Source organism: Methylorubrum thiocyanatum (assembly GCA_014138645.1).
In the GTDB taxonomy this organism is placed as follows: domain Bacteria; phylum Pseudomonadota; class Alphaproteobacteria; order Rhizobiales; family Beijerinckiaceae; genus Methylobacterium; species Methylobacterium thiocyanatum.
Map to the genome: position 1 here is coordinate 1 of JACJIB010000017.1, position 20,661 is coordinate 20,661.

Annotated in this window: 9 protein-coding genes; 2 read left to right on the top strand and 7 right to left on the bottom strand. The window is 67.2% G+C overall.

Annotated elements, in window-relative coordinates; genetic code table 11:
• The first annotated feature begins 171 nt into the window (after window positions 1–171).
• Window positions 172–480 (top strand): hypothetical protein, encoded by a 309-nt coding sequence (locus HNR51_RS26085; RefSeq protein WP_182556901.1) that lies wholly within the window; start codon window positions 172–174, stop codon window positions 478–480.
• Between the two features lie 253 nt (window positions 481–733).
• On the opposite strand, the gene HNR51_RS26090 is transcribed toward HNR51_RS26085, so the two are convergent.
• From HNR51_RS26090 to HNR51_RS26120, 7 genes are all read right to left on the bottom strand, one after another.
• Window positions 734–1,378, bottom strand: coding sequence for a response regulator (locus HNR51_RS26090; RefSeq protein WP_239681679.1), 645 nt, complete (start codon window positions 1,376–1,378; stop codon window positions 734–736).
• Window positions 1,379–1,394: 16 nt separating this feature from the next.
• The gene (locus tag HNR51_RS26095; protein ID WP_182556907.1) at window positions 1,395–2,516 is read right to left on the bottom strand and encodes a sensor histidine kinase; all 1,122 of its coding nucleotides are present in this window, start codon (window positions 2,514–2,516) and stop codon (window positions 1,395–1,397) included.
• Between the two features lie 49 nt (window positions 2,517–2,565).
• A complete protein-coding gene (locus HNR51_RS26100; protein ID WP_141952952.1) occupies window positions 2,566–3,033 on the bottom strand; it encodes a methanogen output domain 1-containing protein in 468 nt (155 codons plus the stop codon).
• Window positions 3,034–3,276: 243 nt separating this feature from the next.
• On the bottom strand, window positions 3,277–4,623 hold the full coding sequence (locus HNR51_RS26105; RefSeq protein ID WP_182556902.1) for an HlyD family type I secretion periplasmic adaptor subunit: 1,347 nt from the start codon (window positions 4,621–4,623) through the stop codon (window positions 3,277–3,279).
• Window positions 4,624–4,644: 21 nt separating this feature from the next.
• The gene (locus HNR51_RS26110) at window positions 4,645–6,834 is read right to left on the bottom strand and encodes a calcium-binding protein (RefSeq protein ID WP_182556903.1); all 2,190 of its coding nucleotides are present in this window, start codon (window positions 6,832–6,834) and stop codon (window positions 4,645–4,647) included.
• Entirely contained in the window at window positions 6,831–8,597 is a 1,767-nt protein-coding gene (locus HNR51_RS26115; RefSeq protein WP_182556904.1) for a type I secretion system permease/ATPase, read from the bottom strand. The genes HNR51_RS26110 and HNR51_RS26115 overlap by 4 nt, the downstream gene beginning before the upstream one ends.
• 60 nt (window positions 8,598–8,657) lie before the next feature.
• Window positions 8,658–19,415, bottom strand: coding sequence for a peroxidase family protein (locus HNR51_RS26120; protein WP_182556905.1), 10,758 nt, complete (start codon window positions 19,413–19,415; stop codon window positions 8,658–8,660).
• An 872-nt stretch (window positions 19,416–20,287) separates the two neighbouring features.
• On the opposite strand from HNR51_RS26120, the gene HNR51_RS26575 reads away from it, so the two are divergent.
• The coding region (locus tag HNR51_RS26575) for a type 2 periplasmic-binding domain-containing protein (RefSeq protein WP_210280267.1) at window positions 20,288–20,661 on the top strand (374 nt) is incomplete at its 3' end.

Genomic DNA, 20,661 nt, shown 5'->3' on the forward strand with positions numbered 1-20,661 from the left:
CGCCACAAGCCGACCTTCGGCCATATTCACCGGAATGGCCGTTTATCTTCCGACAGCTGCCATTGTTGCTGCAAGGTTGGTCCGGCGGCCACAGTATCCTGGTAAAGCCGGTGCCGCGTCACGCATTGGAACTCGCGCCAGTCGCCGGAGCCGCGCCGGCGAGAGGAGTCGGTGCCGGGCCTGCTGCCAGGACGGTGCTTCTGGGCGCTGGCCATCGCTGAGGCGCACGAATTGCTGCTGGCGGCTGGCCCCTTTCATATCGACCAGATCTCACTTGGCTGGGTCAAAGCGACGCTCCGGCACGGGGAGCCTAGCAAATCGGGCTCCATCCATTCGGGCAAGCTCCGGGAGAAGCTGCGCCGGTGCATCGTCAAAGTGGCGAGCACAAAAGAGCTGGTGAGACAGTCGAACTCGGTGTTTCTGATGTGCCGTTATGCGATTGAATTCGAGCGTATAGGCTCAGAGTGCCCGTCGAGGTGAAATGGTACGTTCATGTTGCGCATGAAGCGGACGATCATGTGCAACTCGACCATGGACCGACGCACGATGACTCTTTTAGGTGATTGTGCTTTGATCCGGATGAGCTTTGTTGTGAAGGAAGGTGCTGTGATTTTTGTCTTACGGATTATTCTGGTATGCAGTCACCAACTGGAGGCGATCTCAGGCGACGAGACGCTCCTGCGAGTCAATCAATTCAAGGCCAAAGCGCTCCGACCAGTGCTGAGGCCGAACGTCAGCGCACGGGGATCTCTCCATGAAGCCAACCCTGGAGGATCGCGAACTGAACGATTTGTGCCCGGCTTGCGAGGCCGAGCTTGGTGCAGGCCCGAGCCTTTTGGGTCTCGATGGCCTTGGCGGTTGCTCCGAGCCGGTCGGCGACTTCCTTGCTCGTGAAGCCGAATGCGACGAACCGGAGGATGTCGCGCTCGCGCTCGCTCAAGGTCGAGCACGCCGCATCATCCACATTTGAACTCAGCCGCCGATGCGGAGCGGTGCGCTCCGGCAGTGCCGGATCGAGATAGATGCCGCCGGCGTGAACCGCCCGCACCGCGCTGGCGATGTTCTGGAAGGCCGACCGCTTCAGAACATAGCCGCGGGCGCCCGCCTCAAAGGCTTGGTCGATGTAGACCCGGCTCTCATAGACGCTCAGCATGATGGCCTGGGTCCGCGCGCCCGTTCTGGCGAGATGGCGAAGTACGGTGACGCCATTCATCTCCGGCATGTTGATGTCGAGGATGGCGATGTCCGGCTCGTGCTGAACAATCGCCCGGTAGGCGGCTGCGCCCGTTTCGACGGAGGCTACGACGACGATCTCGCCGGAATCAGCGATCAGGCTCGTCACACCGTGACGGAAAACCGGATGATCGTCCGCCAGCACGACGTGAATCGGGGTCCTAGGCATGTCCGCGTTCCTCGACGGACCGGTAGGCGCGGGCAACAATGCTCGTGCCCCGGCCGGGGGCCGACTCGATGTTCAGCGTGCCGTCGACCAGCGACATCCGTTCACGCATGCCGAGCAGGCCGAGCTTTCCCTGGGAGACGAGGCTGGTCGCGATCGCCTCGTCGGCCGCGAAGCCGCTGCCGTTGTCGTCGATCGTCAGCGTGATCTGCAAAGCGCTGAACCGCAGTACGACCGACACGCTCACGTCCGGCCCCGCATGCTTCGCTACGTTCGTGAGCGCCTCTTGAGCCAGGCGATAGAGCGTGATCGCCGTCTCCAGCGGAAAATCCAGCTCCTCTCCGACGATCTGGAACTCGGTCACGATTTCCGTCACCCGGCTCCACTCATCCACGAGCGAGCGCAGCGCGGTCACGAAGCCGAACTCATCGAGGGCGGCCGGCCGGAGTTCAAGGGTCACCCTCCGGAGCGATTGCCCGATGTCCTGGGTGTGTCGGAGAAGTTGCTCGACCTCATGGAGGGCCGTTGGACAAGACAGGCGTGACGCGATCTTTCTCAGGCCGAAGGTCAGCGTGACCAGTTGCTGGCCGGCATGATCATGGAGATCGCGCGCGAGACGCCGCCGCTCGTCCTGCCCCGCCCGGTAGAGCCTTGACAGAACGGCGTCACGCTCGGCCTCGGCACGCTGCCGTGCCTGCGCGTCCTCCTCGAGGTGGACCAGCAACCGGCTGCGCTCGGTCAGGAGCGCCTGCATCTCGATCTCACGCCGCTTCCGCTCCTGCATGACGCGCCGGACATCGTTCAGCCGCTCCGTCAGGAGGCGAAGGCGGCCCTCCAGGTTCGTCGGCGTGAGATGAAGCAGGACGAGTGGTTCATCACCATACGCGTGCAGGACGATGCGCGCGCCCCGGCATGGATGACGGCAGGAACTCTCGGCTCCGGCGCGGACGAACACCGCGCCGGGAATGGGGTTCTCGGTTCGCGAACACAGGCTGAGGTAGCGGCTCATCCGCTCGCGATGTGTCTTCTCGACCGGCAGAGGAAGGCCGATCGCGAGGTCGGGCAAACGGCCGAACGCGGCCGGATTGGCGTCTTCCACGAGCCCGAACTGGCCCACCAGGATCAGGGGATCCGCAACGAAGGCGAACAGCGCGGCGAAATCGGACTCAGGCCCAGGCTCGTCGGTGATACCGCCGCCCGCCGCCGGATGTGTTCGGGTCGAGGTTGATGACGACCCGGCACTCGGACGCTCCTGCGGCGATGGTCTCGGGAAGATCGACTCGTGCATATCCCTGACTCTCCGCGGCCAGATGCCCACACACGTTCGCGGTCAGCATGCACAGTGAAGGGCATTTCTTTGCCAGTTCTCCGAACGGACAGCGCTTATTGCCGAGAACGATGCGCTGCTCCGACTCGTCCATGACGTAGAAATCGCTGCCGATCCGCTGCTTCATGTCCAGTAGAGCGTCGACCATCCCTTTCCTGTCGAGTTGGCTCGCACCACTCACCTGAAGGTACTCTTCCTGGATCTTCTCGCCCACAACGAGGCCGACCAAGCTAATGAAGCTGCCAGCCTCGCTGGATCCGACCGTATCCTCAAACAAGGACCCCATCGTCGTCACAACGAGATCCATGAATATTTCCCGGTCCAAGCGAATCTGCGAACCGCAGAAATCACCCCGCGAATCTACCAAGCTCTGTTCCACTGCCGCCTCCCAAGCAGGGTCACTATCTACGGATATCACGGGCGGTATCCGCGCATCAATAGTTAGTACTATGCCGTGGTTACTAGGAGCGGAAATTTAGGGGTAGGCAGTCTGGCCCCGACCTGCGCACGACCAGGCTGTAAAACTGAATCGATCCGCAAGTCTTAATTGTCATCGCTCGCGGAATGCGCGGCTAAACTGGTCTTGAAGCGGCTTCATCAGGTAGGACATTGCTGTTCTCTCATCCGTGGCAACCTGAACTTCCACGGGCATTCCGGGGATGAGGCGGCCCGAGCCTCCCAGGCGTTCGATCTCGCCATCCTTGAGCTCGACATGCCCGATATAGAACACCTCGTCCCGTGGTCCCTTCGTCGTCGAGGGTGAGACGTAGGTCAGCACTCCCTTGAGTTCGGGGGTGGTGCGCTGGCTGAACGCGGTGAAGCGGACCCGGGCCGCGCGGCCGACGCCGATCTGGTCGATGCTGGTCGGCGGGATGCGGATCTCGATCTTGAGCCGCGCGTCCTCGGGCACGACGGTCGCCAGGATGTCGGCGGGGGTGACGACGCCGCCGACCGTGAAGGTCTTCAACTCGTGCAGGATGCCGGTCACGGGGGCACGGATCTCGGTGCGCGTCAGCCGGTCGTCCAACGCCACGCGACGGTTGCTCAGCTCTGCCGCCTTGGCATCGACATGGCTGAGCTCGCGCTGTGCCTCGGTCCGCGCGGTGTCTCCGATGGCGAGGATCTGGACGCGGATCTCGCTCGTCCGCGTCTTTGCCCGAGCGATGGAGGCTTCCAACGACCCCTGCTCGCCGGCGAGGCGGTGCTTGTCGCGGGTGATCGGCAGGAAGCGGGAACTCTCGTAGAGCTGCTTCTCGACGAGGATCGAGAGCTTGCCATGCTCGGTGGTGAGGACGGCCAGTTCGTCTCTCTTGGCATCCCGCTGCTTCGTGAGGCCGGCGATCTCCTCGGCGATCTGCCCTATCTGGAGTTCGAGCTGCTGGCGCTGGCTGTCGCGGCTGGCGAGGTTGCCTCGGAACAGCCGGAGTTCGCCGTCCAGGATCGACTGCACCTCGACGCCCTGGTGAAGCAAGGCTTGCGGAAAGCTGACCTCGCGCTGCCCGTCGCGCTCTGCCAGGAGCCGCGCCTTCTTGGCGGCGAGTTCCACCAGTTGTCCCTTCACGATGGCGAGTTCCGCGCGGGTCTGCGCGTCGTCGATTCTGAGGAGCACTTGGCTGGCCGTGACCGGCTGCCCATCGCGCACGAGGATCTCGCCGACCACGCCGCCGTCACGGTGCTGCACGGACTTGGCTCGCTGATCGACGGCGACGGATCCGGAAGCGAGGATCGCGCCGCTGAGATCGGTCGTGGCGGCCCAGCCGCCGACGCCGCCGACGAGCGCCGCGCCGAAGATGAACCCGGCGACGATGCGCGGGCCGACGGAGAACGCGACGTTCGTGCGGGATTGCGGGTCGTGCCGCCGCAAGGGGCGCGGCATCCGATCGGGAGATGTACGCATGATCCTTCTCCGGCTTCGCTCTCAAGTGTGGAATGTCGGCGGTTCGGGCAGCGGCCCGATCGTGAAGCGCAGCAAGTGCTCGCCCTCGAGGACGACGGTGGTCTCGTAGGCGTCGTCCTGGTCGAGGTCGGCCGAGACGACAGTGCGGTCCCGGCCTTCGGAACGATCGAACCGGACCTGGATCCCGGTCGGTGCATCGCTTTCGCCCCGGAGCGCCTCCACGAGCGGGCGCCCGGCCGCGGTCTCCTCCTTGAACAGGGCGTAGCGGACCAGATCGATGTAATCGCCGACGGAGAAGTCCGTGATCTGCACGATGCGAGTGCCATCGCGCGGGTCGTCCGGAGCGGCGAACGCGTACACGTCGCCGCCGCCGCCGCCGGCGAGCACGAGATCCCGGCCGCCCACCACGAAGCGGTCGTCGCCCGATCCCGCGATGATTGCCTCGATCGAGGCGATCCGATCGATGCCGAGCTCGGGAGCGCAGAGGGTCTCGTTCCTCAGGTCCACCACCAGATCGACCGTGGCCGCCGACAGATCGAGCGTGTCCCGCCCCGCGCCGCCGTCGACCGTGTCCGCCGCGCCGTCGAGGGCGAGGATGATCACATCGTCGCCCGCTTCGCACGAAACGAGGTCACGCCCGGCCCCGTCCAAGAGGATGTCCGCCCCCTCGCCGCCCTGCAGCCGGTCGTCGCCCGCCTCCCCGACGAGCACGTCGGCACCGGCGCCGCCGGACAGGTCGTCGGCGCCGGCCGCGCCGTAGAGGCTGTCGTTGCCCTCGCCTCCGAGGAGGAGATCGTCGCCGTCGCCCCCATCCAGGATGTCGCGCCCCTCGCCGCCATCGAGCAGGTCGTCGCCCGCCTCGCCGAACAGAAGGTCGTCGCCCGCCTCCCCGAACAAGCGGTCGTGACCCGCCCCGCCCGAGACCCGATCCGCGCCCGCCCCGGCGAACACGACGTCGTCGCCGGGCCCGCCCAGGACCGTGTCGGAGCCGTCGCCCGCGATCACGTGGTCGTTGCCGCTGCCGGCCTCGACGAGGTCGTCGCCACCGCGGGCGTCGACGTTGTCGTCTCCCGCGCCGGCCGCGATGTCGTCCGCGCAGGGTGTGCCGAGGATGAGGTCGTCCCCGTCGGTGCCGCCGATCAAAGCCCGTTCGAGGACGGTCAGATGAGCCGTACGGGCGACCGAGAACTCGCCGTCCGTCACCGCGTAGGTGATCGTGACCGGACCGGGCGCGTCGGCGTCGAACACCCAACCCGAGCCGTCCGCCGTCACGGTGCCGGATGAGGCCCGGACGTCGCGCACGCTGAGCGCGTCTCCGTCCGGGTCGCTGGCGCCGCGCAGGAGGTCGCTCAGGGCGATCGTGAGGAGTGCGCAGCCCGCGACATCCCCGAGCTGGACCGGGCCGTTCACCACGGGCGGGCGGTTGCGTTGCCCCGCTGGCCCGTCGTCCCGGCCGCGCGGCGGCGTCGCCGGATCGACGGGACGCGGATCGCTGCCCGGCGTGGAATCGGGAGGGATCCGAACGCCGCCGTCCGACGGCGCGGGATCTTGTGAGTTCGATCCGCCTTGCCCGTTCGAGCCTTGCCCGTTCGAGCCTTGATCCGGCCTATCGGCCTTCTCCTGTCCCGGTGGTCGGGCAGCCGGCTGTGCCTCGTTGCCGGGCTCCTGCGCATCCGGTTCCGGGTGGGATGCGTTCCGCGGTCCGCCGCCGCCGCTCGGCTGCCCGCCTCCGCGCCCGCCCGATCCGGCTGCGAGGGAGCCGCCGTTGTCGTTGATCGGCTGGGGGATGATCGGAGAGGCCTTGAAGTCGCCGAGGTCCGGATGCGGGTCGAGCCTTGCGAAGCGCAGCCCGCGTGCGAGCAGTTCGTGCCCGTCGTCGACCAGGGACATGCCGGATTGCAGAATCGGGGATGGCGGCTCGGCCCGTGGCTTCGGTGTCTCGGCGGCCGTTGCAGGGGCGGGCGCGGCGAGCTCCTCGGAATGGACGAGGCGCAGGGCGTCCGCGCGTGCGGCCACGATCTCCGGGTCCACTTCCTCTGCCAGAATCGAGCGGGGCAGAAGCAGGGATTTGAGGTAGGCGGCTACGGTCGCGACCGCGACCGCGGCGTAGTAGGGGACGCTGGAACGCCGGTCAGCGCTGCGCGAGACGTAGCGCTCGGCACCCTCGGGCGCGTCCCGCCCGGGCTTCGTGCCTTTGATCTCGATCGTCATGCGGGCACCCGCTCCGGCATGGAGCGCTCCCTGTTGTCCTGGGCACCGTCGGGCTTGGCCGCACCGTCACGGACGGCCTTGCCGAGGATCGCCTCCTTCGGGCCGAATGCCGTGAGCTTGCCCTCCTGGATCACGGCGATCAGATCCACGGCCGCCAGCACGCTCGGGCGGTGGGCGATCACGATCGCGAGGCCGCCGCGGGCACGCACGCCGTGGATCGCCGCGGCGAGCGCAGATTCACCCTCGGCATCGAGATTCGCGTTCGGCTCGTCGAGGACGACGAGGAAGGGATTGCCGTAGAGCGCGCGGGCGAGGGCGATCCGCTGCCGCTGCCCGCCCGAGAGCGCCGTCCCGAGCGGCCCGAGTTCGGTCTTGTAGCCGTCGGGCATGCGCAGGATCATCTCGTGCACGCCGGCCGCCTGCGCGGCCGCCACGACCAACGCCGGATCGCTGTCCTCGGCCAGGCGCGAGATGTTCTCCTCGACCGTCGCGTCGAGGAGGCAGACCTCCTGAGGCAGGTAGCCGATCATCCCCCCCAGGCTCGCCTCGTCCCATTGCGGCAGGTCGGCCTCGTCGAGCCGCACGCTGCCGCGCAGCAGCGGCCAGATGCCGGTCAGCGCGCGGCCGAGGGTGGTCTTGCCGCCGCCGCTCGGTCCGATGACGCCGAGCGCCTGCCCGGCCTTGAGCTCGAACCCCACATCCGAGAGGAGCACGCGACCCGAGCCGGGGGCCGCGACCGTGATGTGGCCGACCCTGAGCGACCGGTGCGCGGGCGGCAGCGTCATCGGCGGCTCGGCGGCGGCCAGGGCGATCACGGTCTCCTTCAAGCGCCGGAAGGCGGTCCGCGCGGCCAGGATGACCTTCCAATTGCCGATCGCCTGGTCGATGGGCGCCATGGCGCGGGCGGAGGTGATCGAAGCCGCGATGATCGCCCCGGCGGAGAGTTCACCGCCGATGACAAGGTAGGCGCCGAGCCCGAGCACGGCCGATTGCAAAATCATGCGCAGGACGCGCGCGATCGCCCCGAACGTGCCGCTGATGTCGGTGGTGCGAGTCTGCAGGTCGAGGTGTTCGTCGTTGGCACGGCGGTAGCGGTCCACCGCCCGGTCGGCGAAGCCCATCGCCTTGAGCACGTCGGCGCTGCGCGCGTTCGAGTCCGCGATGGCATTGCGGGCCACCACGGCCTGCTGCGTGGCGCCGGTCCAGCGCCGGGTCAGGAGTTCGGCGAGGATCGTCAGCAGCGCAAGGACGACCGCCCCCGCGACGGTGAGCGCGCCGAGATAGGGGTGCAGCATGTACACGAAGACGAGGAAGACCGGCACCCACGGGAGGTCGAAGAGCGCGACGAGGCCGGGGCTGCCGAGGAACCCGCGCACCGTATCGACGTCGCGGCCGCGCTCCATCGCCTCCGCGGTCGAGAAGCCGAAGCGCGGCATGTCGATCCCGACCCGCTGCGCCAGCGGAGCGACCCGGCGGTCGAACTGCGCCCCGAGGCGAACCAGGATCTGCGAGCGGAGAACGTCGAACAGGCCCTGCGCCAGGTAGAGGCCGACGGCGAGGATCGACAGCCCGACGAGCGTCGGCAGGCTCCCGCTCGGCAGGGCGCGGTCGTAGACCTGCAGCATGTAGAAGGAGCCGGTCAATGCCAGGATGTTGATGATGCCGGACATCCCGAACAGGAAGACGAAGGGCCCCCGAACGCTTTGGGTGAGCTGCTCGGCACAACGCTGCTGAGCGAGCTTCTTCTGATCTCTGGAACGCATGGCAGGCTCTCCCCCTCGTCAGGCAAGTGGGCCGGGCCCCTGGCCAGGGCCCGACCAGGATCAGAGCGTGAAGTCGGCGGCCGTGGGCGCCATATTGCCCTTGATGGCGAGCTTGAATTCCGCGGAGGCGTCGCCGGCCGTGTTCCCCTGGACGACGACGTAATCCCCGTCGTCGCGGGTCTCCTGCGTCACCAGGAGTTGTCCCACCCCCGTGAAGGCCGCGCCGGTCGCGAGCGTGAAGGCTTGGTTCCCGGCCTGCCCGGCATCGGCGTCGATCGCACTGAGGTCGATCTTGTCGCCCGGCCGGAAGCCCTCGATGGTGTCGCCGTTGGCCGCGGCTGCCGAGCCGAAGCGGTAGGTGTCGCTGCCCTCGCCGCCATCCATCACGTTCGCGGCGTCGCTCGCCGTGATGTCGTCGTTGCCGGACCCCGTGACGACGTTCTCGACGCCCCAGAGCACGTCGCGACCCGACTGGGCGCTGGTCGCACTGCCGCGCCCGGCCAGACCCGTCCCGAGGTTGACCGCGATGTTGGCGGTGATGGCCGACATGTCGAGCGTGTCGCTCCCCAGGCCGCCACCGACGCCGCCCCCCATCTCGTCGCCCCAGTAGGTGTCGTCGCCGTCGCCGGTCTCGGCCACGAACAGGTCGTCGCCCTCGCCGCCGATGACCGTGTCTCGGCCGGCGCCGGCGGTCACGAGGTCGTTGCCGGCGCCAGTGAGGATACGGTCGTTGCCGCCGTCGCCGTACACCATGTCGGCGCCGCCGCCGCTGAGGACATCGTCGTTGCCGTCCCCGGCGAACACCACGTCCCAGCCCTCGCCAGCATCGACGAAGTCGTTGCCGTTGCCGGCTCGGATCACGTCGGCACCGCCGCCGGAGAGGATGTTGTCGTCGCCGTCCAAGCCGAGGATGGTATCCGCCCCCGCCGTGCCGTTGAGGACGTCGCCGTTCGGCCCCCCGGCGATCACGCCGGGCGCGTGGTTCACGGGCGGTGTGGTACCGGGACCGTCCTCGCCGTCGTCGCCCCCGCCGACCGGGTCGGTCGTCCCGTCGCCGTCCCCGTCTCCTTGCCCGTCGTCGTCGTCGTCGTCGTCTCCCCCGCCGACAGGGTCCGTCGCGCCGTCGTCATCTTCGTCGTCGTCTTCGCCGCCGCCGACCGGATCGGTCTGGCCGTCGTCATCGTCCTCGTCATCTTCGCCGCCGCCCACGGGATCGGTGGTGGTGCCGTCATCGTCATCATCGTCGCCGGGCTCCGTCCCCGGCCCGTCCTCGTCGGACACCTCGAAGATGTGTTCCGGCAGGACGGTCAGGCCGGTGTTCCGGGCGACGATGTCCGAGAAGCCCTGGCCGTCGACGAAGTTCTCGTAGAAGTCGAAGTTGTCGAACCGCTCGAGGTAGTAGAAGCGGTCGCCGTCCTGCAGCCGATCGAACTGCTCGTGCAGCACGACCCAGAAGGTCTGGCCGACGACGCCCCCGTTGATGTGCTTCTCGGCAAGCCCGCCGACCCAGAGATCGAGCCGGTCGATGCCCTTCACGACACCGGTCCCGTCGGCCTGCATGGCGATGGCGATGTCGCCGTTGACCGCCCGGAAGGCCGCGATGTCCGCCGCGGCGAGGACGAGGTCCGGATAAGCCTGCCGGAACTGCGCGATCACCGCGTCGCTGAGGCCGTTGCGCGCCTGGAAGTCCTCCCAGGAGGCGTAGGGCGAGAGGTCGCCGCCGGCAAAGCCCACCGCGTCCCGGATGTAGGGGTTGGTGGAGGCGGCGAGATCGGCCCGGACCTGGTTGAGCGTGCCGAGGCCCACGTCCCAGCCGCGGGCCACGTTGAAGGCGAACAGGTCGGCCCGGATGCGCACGAGGTCGTTGCGGACCGCATCGACGATGTTGAAGTCGACGTCCTCGGCCGCCTGCTCGATGGTGCCGCCGATGATGCTGCCGACGCCGTACTGGGCATAGCCGGGCTGCGGCACGTAGCCGGGAGGCAGCGGCCCCGTGAACACCGAGGGATCGTTGCTCGGGTTGAGGAAGGCGTCGAACAGGCTGACCGGAACGGTCTCGCCGTCGGCCCCCTTCACGTTCAGCGTCTGCCCGATCAGGGAATGGCCGAAGCGGAACACCGCCGCCGCGAATTCGTGGCTGATCGAGACATCCACGCTGGGATCGTAGGCCTCGAAGCCGTGCGTCCCGTCCGAGCGCAGACCGCCGATCAGCGTCTTGAGATACTCATCGAAGACGACGCGCTGATACTCCGCCTCGTTGACCATCTTAGCGGCCTGGAACACCTGCTCGGGCGTGCCCTCGAAGCCGGATTCGAGCAGCTTCTCGACGTGGTAGTTGTGGTTGCGCGCCCAGACCGTGTGGATCGAGGTAAGGGCGAAGTTCTCGTTGGCCCGCCCGTCGCCGGCCACGAAGTGGTCGAGGACGCTGATGAAGGGGTTGGTGTCGAGCAGCAGCGGATGGCCCGAGCCCATGAAGTCGCCGATAAGCTTCGTCAGCACCTGCGGGTCGAAGGCGCCGGTTTCCGTGTTGAACAGGGTGCCCGTCACCCCCTCGGACAGGGCGAAGTTGGTGTAGTAGGTCCGGAAGCTGATCGGCCCGTCCGGTCCGTCGAAGATCGTGTCGGCCTGCCAGTGGTGATTGACCAACTCGCGCAGCGTCGGCAGCAGGTTGAAGGCGGGGTTGGACGGGTCCGGTGCCCCCGCCAGGAGCCGCATGCCGACGCCCTGCGCCCCGTCGCTCTCCCGCAGGAACTGGCCGACCAGCGCGTTGGAGCCGTAGGCTTGGTTCTGGTCGATATAGGGCGAGGTCTGGTTCTTGTGCTGCGGGATGCCGTTGGCGTCGACGGCCATGACCGTGCCGCGGGTGAGGTCGGCCGGGTTGTTGGAGCCCGGCGCCCCGCCGCCGGGCGCGCCGATCACGATCGAGCCGTTGCCGCCCTTGGGCAGGAAGTCGAGCCCGTGGTCGATGTACTGGCCCATCGCCATGAAGAAGATGTTGGCGTCGTTTCCGGCCTTCGGCAGGCCGGCCTCCTGCGTGCCGAGGATGTTGCTGATGGTGCGCGCGTCGAGGCCGTTGAAGATCGGGTTGATCGCCCGGTTGCCATTGGCGTCGGGCTCGCCGTAGCGGGCTTGCGTCAGGCGGATGAAGGCTTGGTCGGCGCTGCCCCAGGTCGGGTGGTCGAGGTTGTTGCCGTGCCCGCTCAACTCGCGGTAGCCCGTGGGCACGTTGTCGTCGCCCGCATTGTCCGGGCGCTGGCCGCGCACCAGCGCCTCCAGCCCGTCGATGTCGGCCTGCGTGTAGGCGAAGGCGCCGGTGACACCTTCACCCTCCCCACCGCCGTCCGCCTCGACCGCGATCCGCGGCATGCCGCCTCCGGCCGAGAAGGTGATGGTGTGCGACCCGTTGGAGAGGGTCGTCATGCCGTTCGCCCCCGCGGTCGCGACGTAGTCGGCCCGGTTCGAGCCGGCCGGCAATTCGATCACGTCCTGCGGCCGGAGGGTGCCGACGATGGTGTCGTGCCCGCCGTTCGAGCGGAAGACGATGCGGTGGGCCGAGGCGAGGGCGGCCATGTCCACGGTGTCGTCGCCCGCTGAGCCGTCGATGGTGATGGTGTTGAAGTTGAGGCTGGTCCCGGTGAAGCTGCCGATCACCTGGATCGTGTCGCCGCCATTGGCACCGCCGTTCTGGCCGCCCGGCGACGTCACTTGCAGCGTGTTGACGCGGATCTCCTCGACGTTGTCGAGTTCGGCGACGATCGCCGCGGCACCCGTGCCGTTGCGGGTGACGACGATCTCGGTGCCGGCGGCGAGCTGCGCCTCCGTGTTGCCGACGACCTGCAGCCAGGCGGACCGGCTGTAGATGCGGAAGAGTTCGGACCCCGCGACGCCGTTCAACTGATAGGTATCAGTGCCGGCGCCGCCATCGACGCGGTCACGCCCGTCGGTGCTGGTCTGGATGAACGTATCGTTGCCGCCTCGGCCGTTCAGGATGTCGTTGCCGCCGCCGCCATTCATCGTGTCGTTCGGCTGGATTCCGAACAAGGCGGTATCGGCGCCGTTGGCGATGTCGTCGCCGGCCGTTCCGTTGAAGGTCCTGTTGAGCGCCGTGCCTGTGAAGGTGTCGCCGACGACGCCGGTCGGAGCTGAGAACAGCTCTTCCGGGTTGCCTGCGCCGTCGGTGAAATTTACGCGCAGCCTCAGCAGGTCACCGACCTGAGCCTGGCCGGGTGTGTAGTTGAGCGTGCCGGCGGCGTTGCCCGCGATGTCGATCCAGGTCTGGCCGTTATCACCCGATTGCTGCCAGCGGAGCGCGAAGGTTCCGAGACCGTCGGCATCTTGGATCGCCGCGACCAGCGCACCGAGGGGCTGGCCCTCCGTCGGCGAGACGAGGCCGTTCGTCGGCGTCGCGTCCGTGACGGAGGGAGCACCGGTGGCGACGCTGTTCACGACCACCCCTTCGACGTTTTTGAGCTCGGCGATGACGACCCCGTTGCGCACGACCACGGTCTGCGTGTCGTCGCGGAACGAGAGGTTCGCGAACTGCGCCCTCGCCTGAGCCAGCGTGAGCTGCTGGACCGGACCGGTCCCGTTCATGATCCGGAAGCTGTCCGTGCCTGCACCGCCATCGACGAAGTCGCGGCCGTCGCCCGTCCGCCACAGGACGTTGTCGTTCCCCGCTCCCGCGAAGACGAGGTCGTTGCCCGCGCCGCCGCTCAGCGTGTTGTCGCCGGTGGTGCCGACCACGATGTCGACGGCCGCTGTGCCGTTGGTGCCCAGCGCGTAGGGCGTGAGGTCGTTGCCCATCTGGATCTGCTCGATCGTGGTGAGCGTATCGATGCCGTCGCCCTCCGCGCCGAGGTTGTCGCTGACGATGACTGCGCCCCCCGCGTTCCGCTCGAAGCTATAGGCGGCGATCGGGCCTGAGAAGACCGCAGTGTCGGTGCCGGCACCGCCGATCAGGGTATCGTTGCCGTGCCCACCGGAGAGCTGGTCGTCGTCGTTGCCGCCGTCGAGTGTGTTGTTGCCGGTCCGGCCGATCAGGGTGTCGGCGCCGTCGTTGCCGAGGAGGAAGTCGTCGCCCTCCCCGCCGTCAACGCGGTCGTCGCCGCTGCCGGCGTAGATGGCATCGTTGCCGACATCGCCCTCGATGTCGTCGTCGCCGTCGCGGCCCAGGATGACGTTCGGGGCCGCGGAGCCAGCGATGTCCTCGGCCGCCGCATTGCCGACGAAGGCGGTCTGCACGGAGGCCGTCTGCTGCGCGCCGGTGCTGCCGGCGACCGTGCTGGTCCAGTTCGCGACCACCCGGATCTCGATGCCCGTCGCGCCGGTCGGTGTGAAGCGCGTGCCGCCATTCGTGAGCTGGCCGTCCGCGCCCGTCACGTTGCGCCACTGTCCGTTGTCGCCGAGCACCTGCCATTGCAGGCTCACGGGGCGGGTGATCGGGTCAACCCGGTTCACCAGCGTCGCGACGAGCGTCGAGGAATCGTCGCCGTCCAAGTCGAGCGGCGTAATGGTGAGGCTGTCGAAGGGCTGGTTGAGGACGAGCGCGGCATCCACCGTGCCGTCGGAGAAGCGCAGCCTCTCGATGTTGCGTAGCGTATCGGTGCCGTCATCGACGGCGGGATTGCTCAGCGTGGTGTGAGCGACCGTGAGCGTGCCGTTCGCCGCGCGGGTGATCGTGTAGTTGGCCCGGATGTCGTTGAACACGGCGGTGTCCACGTCCGCCGCCGTCGCTCCTGTGGTAACCACCTCGCGGACGATGGTGAGCTGGGTCGGGCTGATCGCCCGGTCGATCATCAGCTCGAACAGCGACTTCCCGGCCCAACCGCGCGCCTGGTTGACGGCGCTGTCGTCGAAGACGTGCTTCAGGCCGTCGACGGTTGCGATTTCCTGATTGGCGTCCGCGGGATTGCGGATGCTGATGCGCACGTTCAGCCAACGGTCGCCGTCGAGGATGTCGTTGCCGCCGTTGCCCTGGAGCGTGTCGCTGCCCGCGCCGCCGAGCAGGATGTTGCCGGCCTCGAAGAATTGCTGACCCGGCGCGAGCGACACGATCTGCTCAAGCCCCGCGATCCGGGTGATGCCGGCCGCGTCGAGGCCGTCGTTGAAGAACACGCCCTCGTTGGCCGCGTTGACCGGCGCACCGGCCGGCTCCTCGGCATCCGCGTCGGCGGCTGCCGTCCGGTCGTCGCCGATGAGCGTGTCGTTCAGCCGCCAGCCCGAGAGCCCCTCCGTCTTGTCGAAGCGGTTGCGCAGGATGTCGGCTTCTTCGGTGGTGAAGATCGGGATGCGCATGTCGGCATTGGCCGCGATCTGGTTGCCCTTGTAGATCGCCCAATCGAAGCCGAACATGCCCTCGTTGCGCATCACGCTCTCGCCCTGGACCATGATGTCGTCGCCGGACTCGGCGTCGAAATCATGCTCGTCGCCCCCGGCGAACATGACGTCATGGCCCTTGATGGCCGAGTTGAAGAACAGCTCCGAGTTGTCGCCCGCCGTGGTGTCGAAGCCGCCGCCGCCCTCGATCCAGTCGTCGCCCTCGTTGCCCATCAGGAAGTCGGCGTCATCGCCGCCGAGCACGAAGTCGTCACCCTCGCCGGCGAAGACTTCGGTCGCATCGACGCCGACGAAGATCGCGTCCTTGCCGCGCCCGCCCATCAGGATGTCGATGCCGTTGGAGTTGGCGATGACGTCGTTGCCGTCCTCGCCCTTGAGGAAGTCGCCGGTATCGCCGGAATCGGTGATGATGTCGTCGCCCGCCCCGCCGTTCACGAGATCGACGCCCGCGCCCGCCTCGATCCGGTCGTCGCCCGCATCGCCCCAGATCCCGTCATCGCCGAAATCGGTGATGATGGTATCGTTGCCGTCGGTGCCACCCACCAGCACATGCTCGCCGCCGGTGAAGCGAAGATAGTGCCCGGTGGCGAACGGCTGATTGAGCGCGGCCGGATCGACGACGGTTGCGTCGAGATCGGCGGCCGGGCTGGCGATGGACTGCCCGGTGCGCAGGACGTTGCCGGCCGCATCGCGCAGGAACGGGTCGGCGGCCGGATCGTAGCCGGGCGTCTGCGCCGGGGTCAGATCGGAGCGGTAGGCCGGCGCCGTCCGCACGAGTTCGATGTCGTCCACGAGGATCTGCGCATCGCCGCTGCCGGTGTTGCGGATCTCCAGGCGAAGCTGAAGGCCCGCGAGTGCCGCGGGGACGGCCCCCGTGCCGAGGGTGAACGTGCCCCATTGCCCGTCCGCCGGCTCCGTCAGGGTCAGCGTGCCGAGGGTCACCGGGGCCGCTCCTCCGACTGCGACCAGGCGCGCCTCGGCACCCGGCCAGGTGAAGTCGGTGCGGTCCCCGACCTTGAAGCTGTAGGTGTAGCCGACGCCGGCCTGGAGGGTCGTCCCGCCCTCCTGCGAAAGCGTGGCGCCGCCGCGCAGCCACACGACGTTGGCGCCGTCGCGGCCGGCCGGATCGATGACCGTGTCGATCGGCGCGTAGAGACCGCCGACTGCCCCGGCGATGGTCCAGCCGGCTGGGCTCGTCGTGGTGTAGTTGCCCTTCCCGTCGAGGATCACGCCGTCCTGGCCGGCAACGAGCGCCAGGCCCTCGAAGCTGCCGTTGGCCACCGCCACCGCCTGGGGCACGGTCGAGCCGGGCGCGAAGGCGAGGCGCCCGTCGGCGCCGATCCGCAGCACCGGTGCGTCCAGCATGTCGGCTTGTGTCAGGGCGATGCCGAGCCCCGCCGCGTTCGCCTTGAGGTCGGCCCACGTGACGGGGCTGCCGGCGCCGCCGACCCCATCCTCGCTGCCGTCCACGAGCGCGCCCGTGGGGGTTACATCCGCACCGTAGCGCCGGACCAGGGCGTTGACCGAGGCGTGGAAGCCGCTCGCGCCCTCGTCGGCCGCGGTGCCGGGATCGTCGCGCACGACCTTACCGAGGCCCATCGCCTCCAGCACGGGGTCGTTTCCGGTCGGGTCGCGGCCGGGGGCGGCGCCGTTCTGGTCGAGTTGGTTGGCGGCGTTCACCTCCAGCTCGAAGTCGTAATCGGCGAAGGCATCGACGCCGATATGGCGGGGCACGATGTCGTCGGCCGTGCCGCGGATGCCGTCAGGCCCCGGTAGCGACAGGCTCGAATTGGCGAGCATGATCTTCGAGAAGGAGTTCTGCTCCAACTCGTTGAGGAAGTTCTGGCCCTGGACGCGGCTGAGATAGTAGAACCGGTCGGCGTCCTGCAGATTCTCCATCTGCGCTTCGAAGATGGCGTTAAAGGTCGAGCCCAGCATGCCGCCGAACGGCATCTGCTTCTCGGACAGGCCGCCGATCCAGAGATCGACCGCACCGAAGCCCGTCTCCCGGCCGGCCCAAGTGCCGCGTGAATTGAGATAATCGAGGCGGTCCGCCGGCGCGCCCTCGCCGCCGAAGACGAGCGCCATGGCCGCGTCGCGCTTGCCCGCGAGCGTGGTCGCGGCGGTGACGGTGCCGTGGGTGCCGTAGGCGGCGATGAAGTTCACCACCGAGAGCGGGTTCTTCAGGTTGGCCGCCATCTCCACCCAGCTCGTGTAGGGGGTGAGGAAGGTCGAGCCCGTCGCGGCATAGAGCTGAGCCCGCGCCTCGTTGAGCGTCGGCGTGCCCGTATCCCGGCCGCGGGCGATATTGATGGCGGCGAGATCGAGCGGCAGGCCGAGCAGGTTGTTGCGCAGGGCGCCGACGACGAATTCGTCGATCTCGCTGCCGCGTTCGATCGTCATGCCGCGCATGATCGCGGCCGCGCTCTCGTCGTGGGACATCCCGCCGTCGTTGTCGAACGCCAATGGATTGAGGAAGGCTTCGATCAGGCCGAGGTCGGCATCGAGCGCCTGCCCGTCCGGCCCGAGCCGTGGCATGTTCTCGGTCAGCATCGAGTGACCGAAGCGGTAGACCGTGTTGGCGAACTCGGCGAAGATCGACGGGTCGATCTCGGTCACCGAGTTGAACACGAAAGGATCGACCAGCGGCTGGATCTTGCGGGCGAATTCCTCGAAGACGAGGTGCTGGTACTGCATCTCGGTGGCGAAGCGCGCCGCCTGGAACAGCCGCTCCCCGTCCCAGGACAGCGTGTTGGCGTAGGCGAGCTGACCCAGCGGCGTCATCTGCGCGAAGTTCGCCGGCAGCGCCGCGATATCGGTCGCCAGCCAATCGTTGATGAAGGCGAGATCGCCCGACTGCAGGATGGTGAGCTTCTGAGCGTCGACCTGACGGTTATGCTCGGAATGGAAGATGTGGTGGACCGCCGTGAGGCCGATATTCTCGTTGCCGCGCCCGTCGCCGGTGACATAGTGCCGGTCGAGCAGTTCGTTGTCGTATTCGAGATTGCGGCCGGTCTGCGGGTTCACCTGCACCGCATTGCCCGTGAGCGCGTCGGCATCGGGCCGGAGCACGCCGTTCACGGTGACCGGGACCGCGTTGTGGGCGATGTCGTCGAGGAACGCGTTGAAGGTGCGGGCCGCCGCGACCGTCTCACCGGCCTCGATGACGTTCTGCGTGCCGTTGGGACCGACCAGCACGGTGCCGACGGGAAGCTGGATCGCCGAGAGCTTCAGCGGCTCGGCGAGGCTGCCGCTGGCGTAGACGGCCTGCCCCCCAGGCCCCACCCCGACCATCACTTGCGGCAAGCCGTTGGCACTGCGAACGAACTCACCGTAGGCGTCCACCAGCAATTGCGGGACGGCCGAGACGTCGGCGTCCGTCAATTCGATGCCGAGGATCGTCCGCGCCTGGAACTTGACGTCGGCCCAGGTGGCGAGGCCGCCGTCCGCGCCGCCGAGCAGGCGCCCGGTCGCGACGGGCCGCCCGTCCACGAGTGCGTATTCGCGCAGGAACACTTGGTGGGACGCGTTCGAGGTGTAGGTCTGGTTCTGGTCGACGAAGGGTGTCGTGACGTTGCGCTGCGAACCCTCGACCGGCGTGGCGCGCGTCAGCGTCATGAAGCGCAGATGCGGCGCGAGGTCGTCGGCCGTGCCAGCGAGGCCGTCCTGTCCGAGCACGAGCGGGTCGTCTGCGGCGAGCGGGACGTAGACGGTGCCGTTCCCGCCCTTCGAGATCAGATCGAGGCCGTGGTCGAAGAACTGGCCGAAGAAGGTCATCCAGGCATTGAACGGCTTCGACAGCCCCTCGTCGGGTGAGACGTTGAGGACATCGATGGAGCCGTTGGTGACGGTGACGCCGGTCTGCTCCAGCAGCGCATCGAGGTTCGATTGCAGCGTTGTGTGATCGCCCGTCGGATTCGCGGCCTTGGCGGCCTTCAGGGCCTCGTGCGCCGCGGTGATGGCGCGCTGATCGGCGATAACGTTCTCCGAACCGGCGATCCGAAGCGCTGCCGCGATGGCGGCCGGGTTGTCGAGCGTGGCATCGACCACGAGGTTCGAGATGATCCGCGGGTCGGCATCGGCGACCGAACCGGGCAGCCCGTAATTGGTGTTCGTGATGACCGGAGCGCCCGGTCCGAGCGCCATCGTGTCCCCGTCCGCGTCGTTGAGGTAGGTCGGCTCGAAGAGTTGCGGCATCGGCTGGCCGGACGAGCCCCAGGTTTCGCGGCCGGGCACGAGGTTGTTGTAGGTGCCGTCGACCGTGCGCAGACCATAGGGCACGTGGGGATCCGAAATCGCCTTCGGCGCGGCGGTATCGCCGAGCCAGTTGCCGGCGGCGTCGTAGAGCCCGCGATCCGTAAGAAGGGTGCCGGCGGCGTCGAGACGCAGTTCCGTGAGCTTGATGCCACTCGCATGCGCCTCGGCGATCTTGATCTGCTTCAGGATGAACGTCAGATCTTGAAGATTGAGCTTAACGGCCATGGCCACCTCCCAAATACGGACACAGGCGAGCATCAGCCGGCCTGGTGATGGGCGGAGCACCCCTTGTCTCCGGGGAGGTCTCCGAACTGGCCACAGCATTCCATCAGCCGCGCAAATTGGCTGGAGTTAAAAAATACCTAACGAAAAGGAAAAAACCCTCATGCGGGGATTTTCCTTGCAACAGCGGGCGCAGCAGTTCAAAGCTTATTCAAGTTGGCATTGAATATTTTAGATTTAATAGTGCCGTCCGAGCAATCTTATATTTTTTATTTGATAGATATATCATATATCTGATATGTTCAGTATTTATCATTAAAAAGAGAAAGTATCGAATGTCGAAAATACCCGGTGGGCCTGGCTGGCTAGGGTTCATACTATTGAGGTGCTTCGGAAAGGCCACGTGAGCGCCTGCGGAGCGTCGTGGACGAAGGACTCAATTTGCAAGAGCGCACCGCCTTCCCAGGCGGCAGACGGCGGGACAGTGCTGACGGGGGTTACCGTCCTGCTGCGTTCGGATCACGCTTTGACATCGCGGAACCAGCATCTCAATCGCGGTCAGCCGCAAGCGTTGGTTGAGTACTTCCAGCACGAGGCGCATGGAATGGCGTCGTAACGCCGTGGACCGTCTTCCAGCACTGCAGCAAGCGACCGGCGGGCCGGCATCAGACTCCCCCTTCAATGTCGGCCCGCTGCACGCTTGCGATAGCTTGCCCGATTGAGCGCACGCTGAAAGCGTTGGTCTCATAGAGGAGAAAATCGACGTCGCGATACGCATCGGCGGGCTTCCGGACGCGGTTCTCGTCGCCTGACGCATCGGCGACATACGGATCGTAACCCTGGCCTCCGCAGGCTTACTTGCTCGGCACGGAACGTTGCAGACACTGGACGAACTGCGCACCCACCAGCGTATCAGTTGCGTCTATCTAGGTGACGACATCGGCTGGCGCTTCGACGTAGATGGCCTGCAGGGCACGGTCGACGACGAAGGAGCGTTTCAAACGAACGATGCCGGGCATGTGCAGGACGCAATCTTCGCAAGAGGTAAACCGCCGCAGCCATGCGTCGAACGACCGAATTCGCGCGCCAGCTCAGTAAGCTTTAACGGCGAGGTCCAGTCTCATGCGGGACGTCCGCTTCGTAGGTCAGCCGAGGTCCGCTTCTCTACATCTTCCGGACCTTCGTCAGCCGCACTTCGAATGTCTGGAAGGGGTCAGGAGTTCGCCTCCACCCTGTTCGGCTTTGCGCC

Coding starts and splice junctions, on each gene's coding strand:
- HNR51_RS26100 (WP_141952952.1), bottom strand. CDS start 3,033: ATGGATCTCGTTGTGACGACGATGGGGTCCTTGTTTGAGGATACGGTC.
- HNR51_RS26105 (WP_182556902.1), bottom strand. CDS start 4,623: ATGCGTACATCTCCCGATCGGATGCCGCGCCCCTTGCGGCGGCACGAC.
- HNR51_RS26110 (WP_182556903.1), bottom strand. CDS start 6,834: ATGACGATCGAGATCAAAGGCACGAAGCCCGGGCGGGACGCGCCCGAG.
- HNR51_RS26115 (WP_182556904.1), bottom strand. CDS start 8,597: ATGCGTTCCAGAGATCAGAAGAAGCTCGCTCAGCAGCGTTGTGCCGAG.
- HNR51_RS26120 (WP_182556905.1), bottom strand. CDS start 19,415: ATGGCCGTTAAGCTCAATCTTCAAGATCTGACGTTCATCCTGAAGCAG.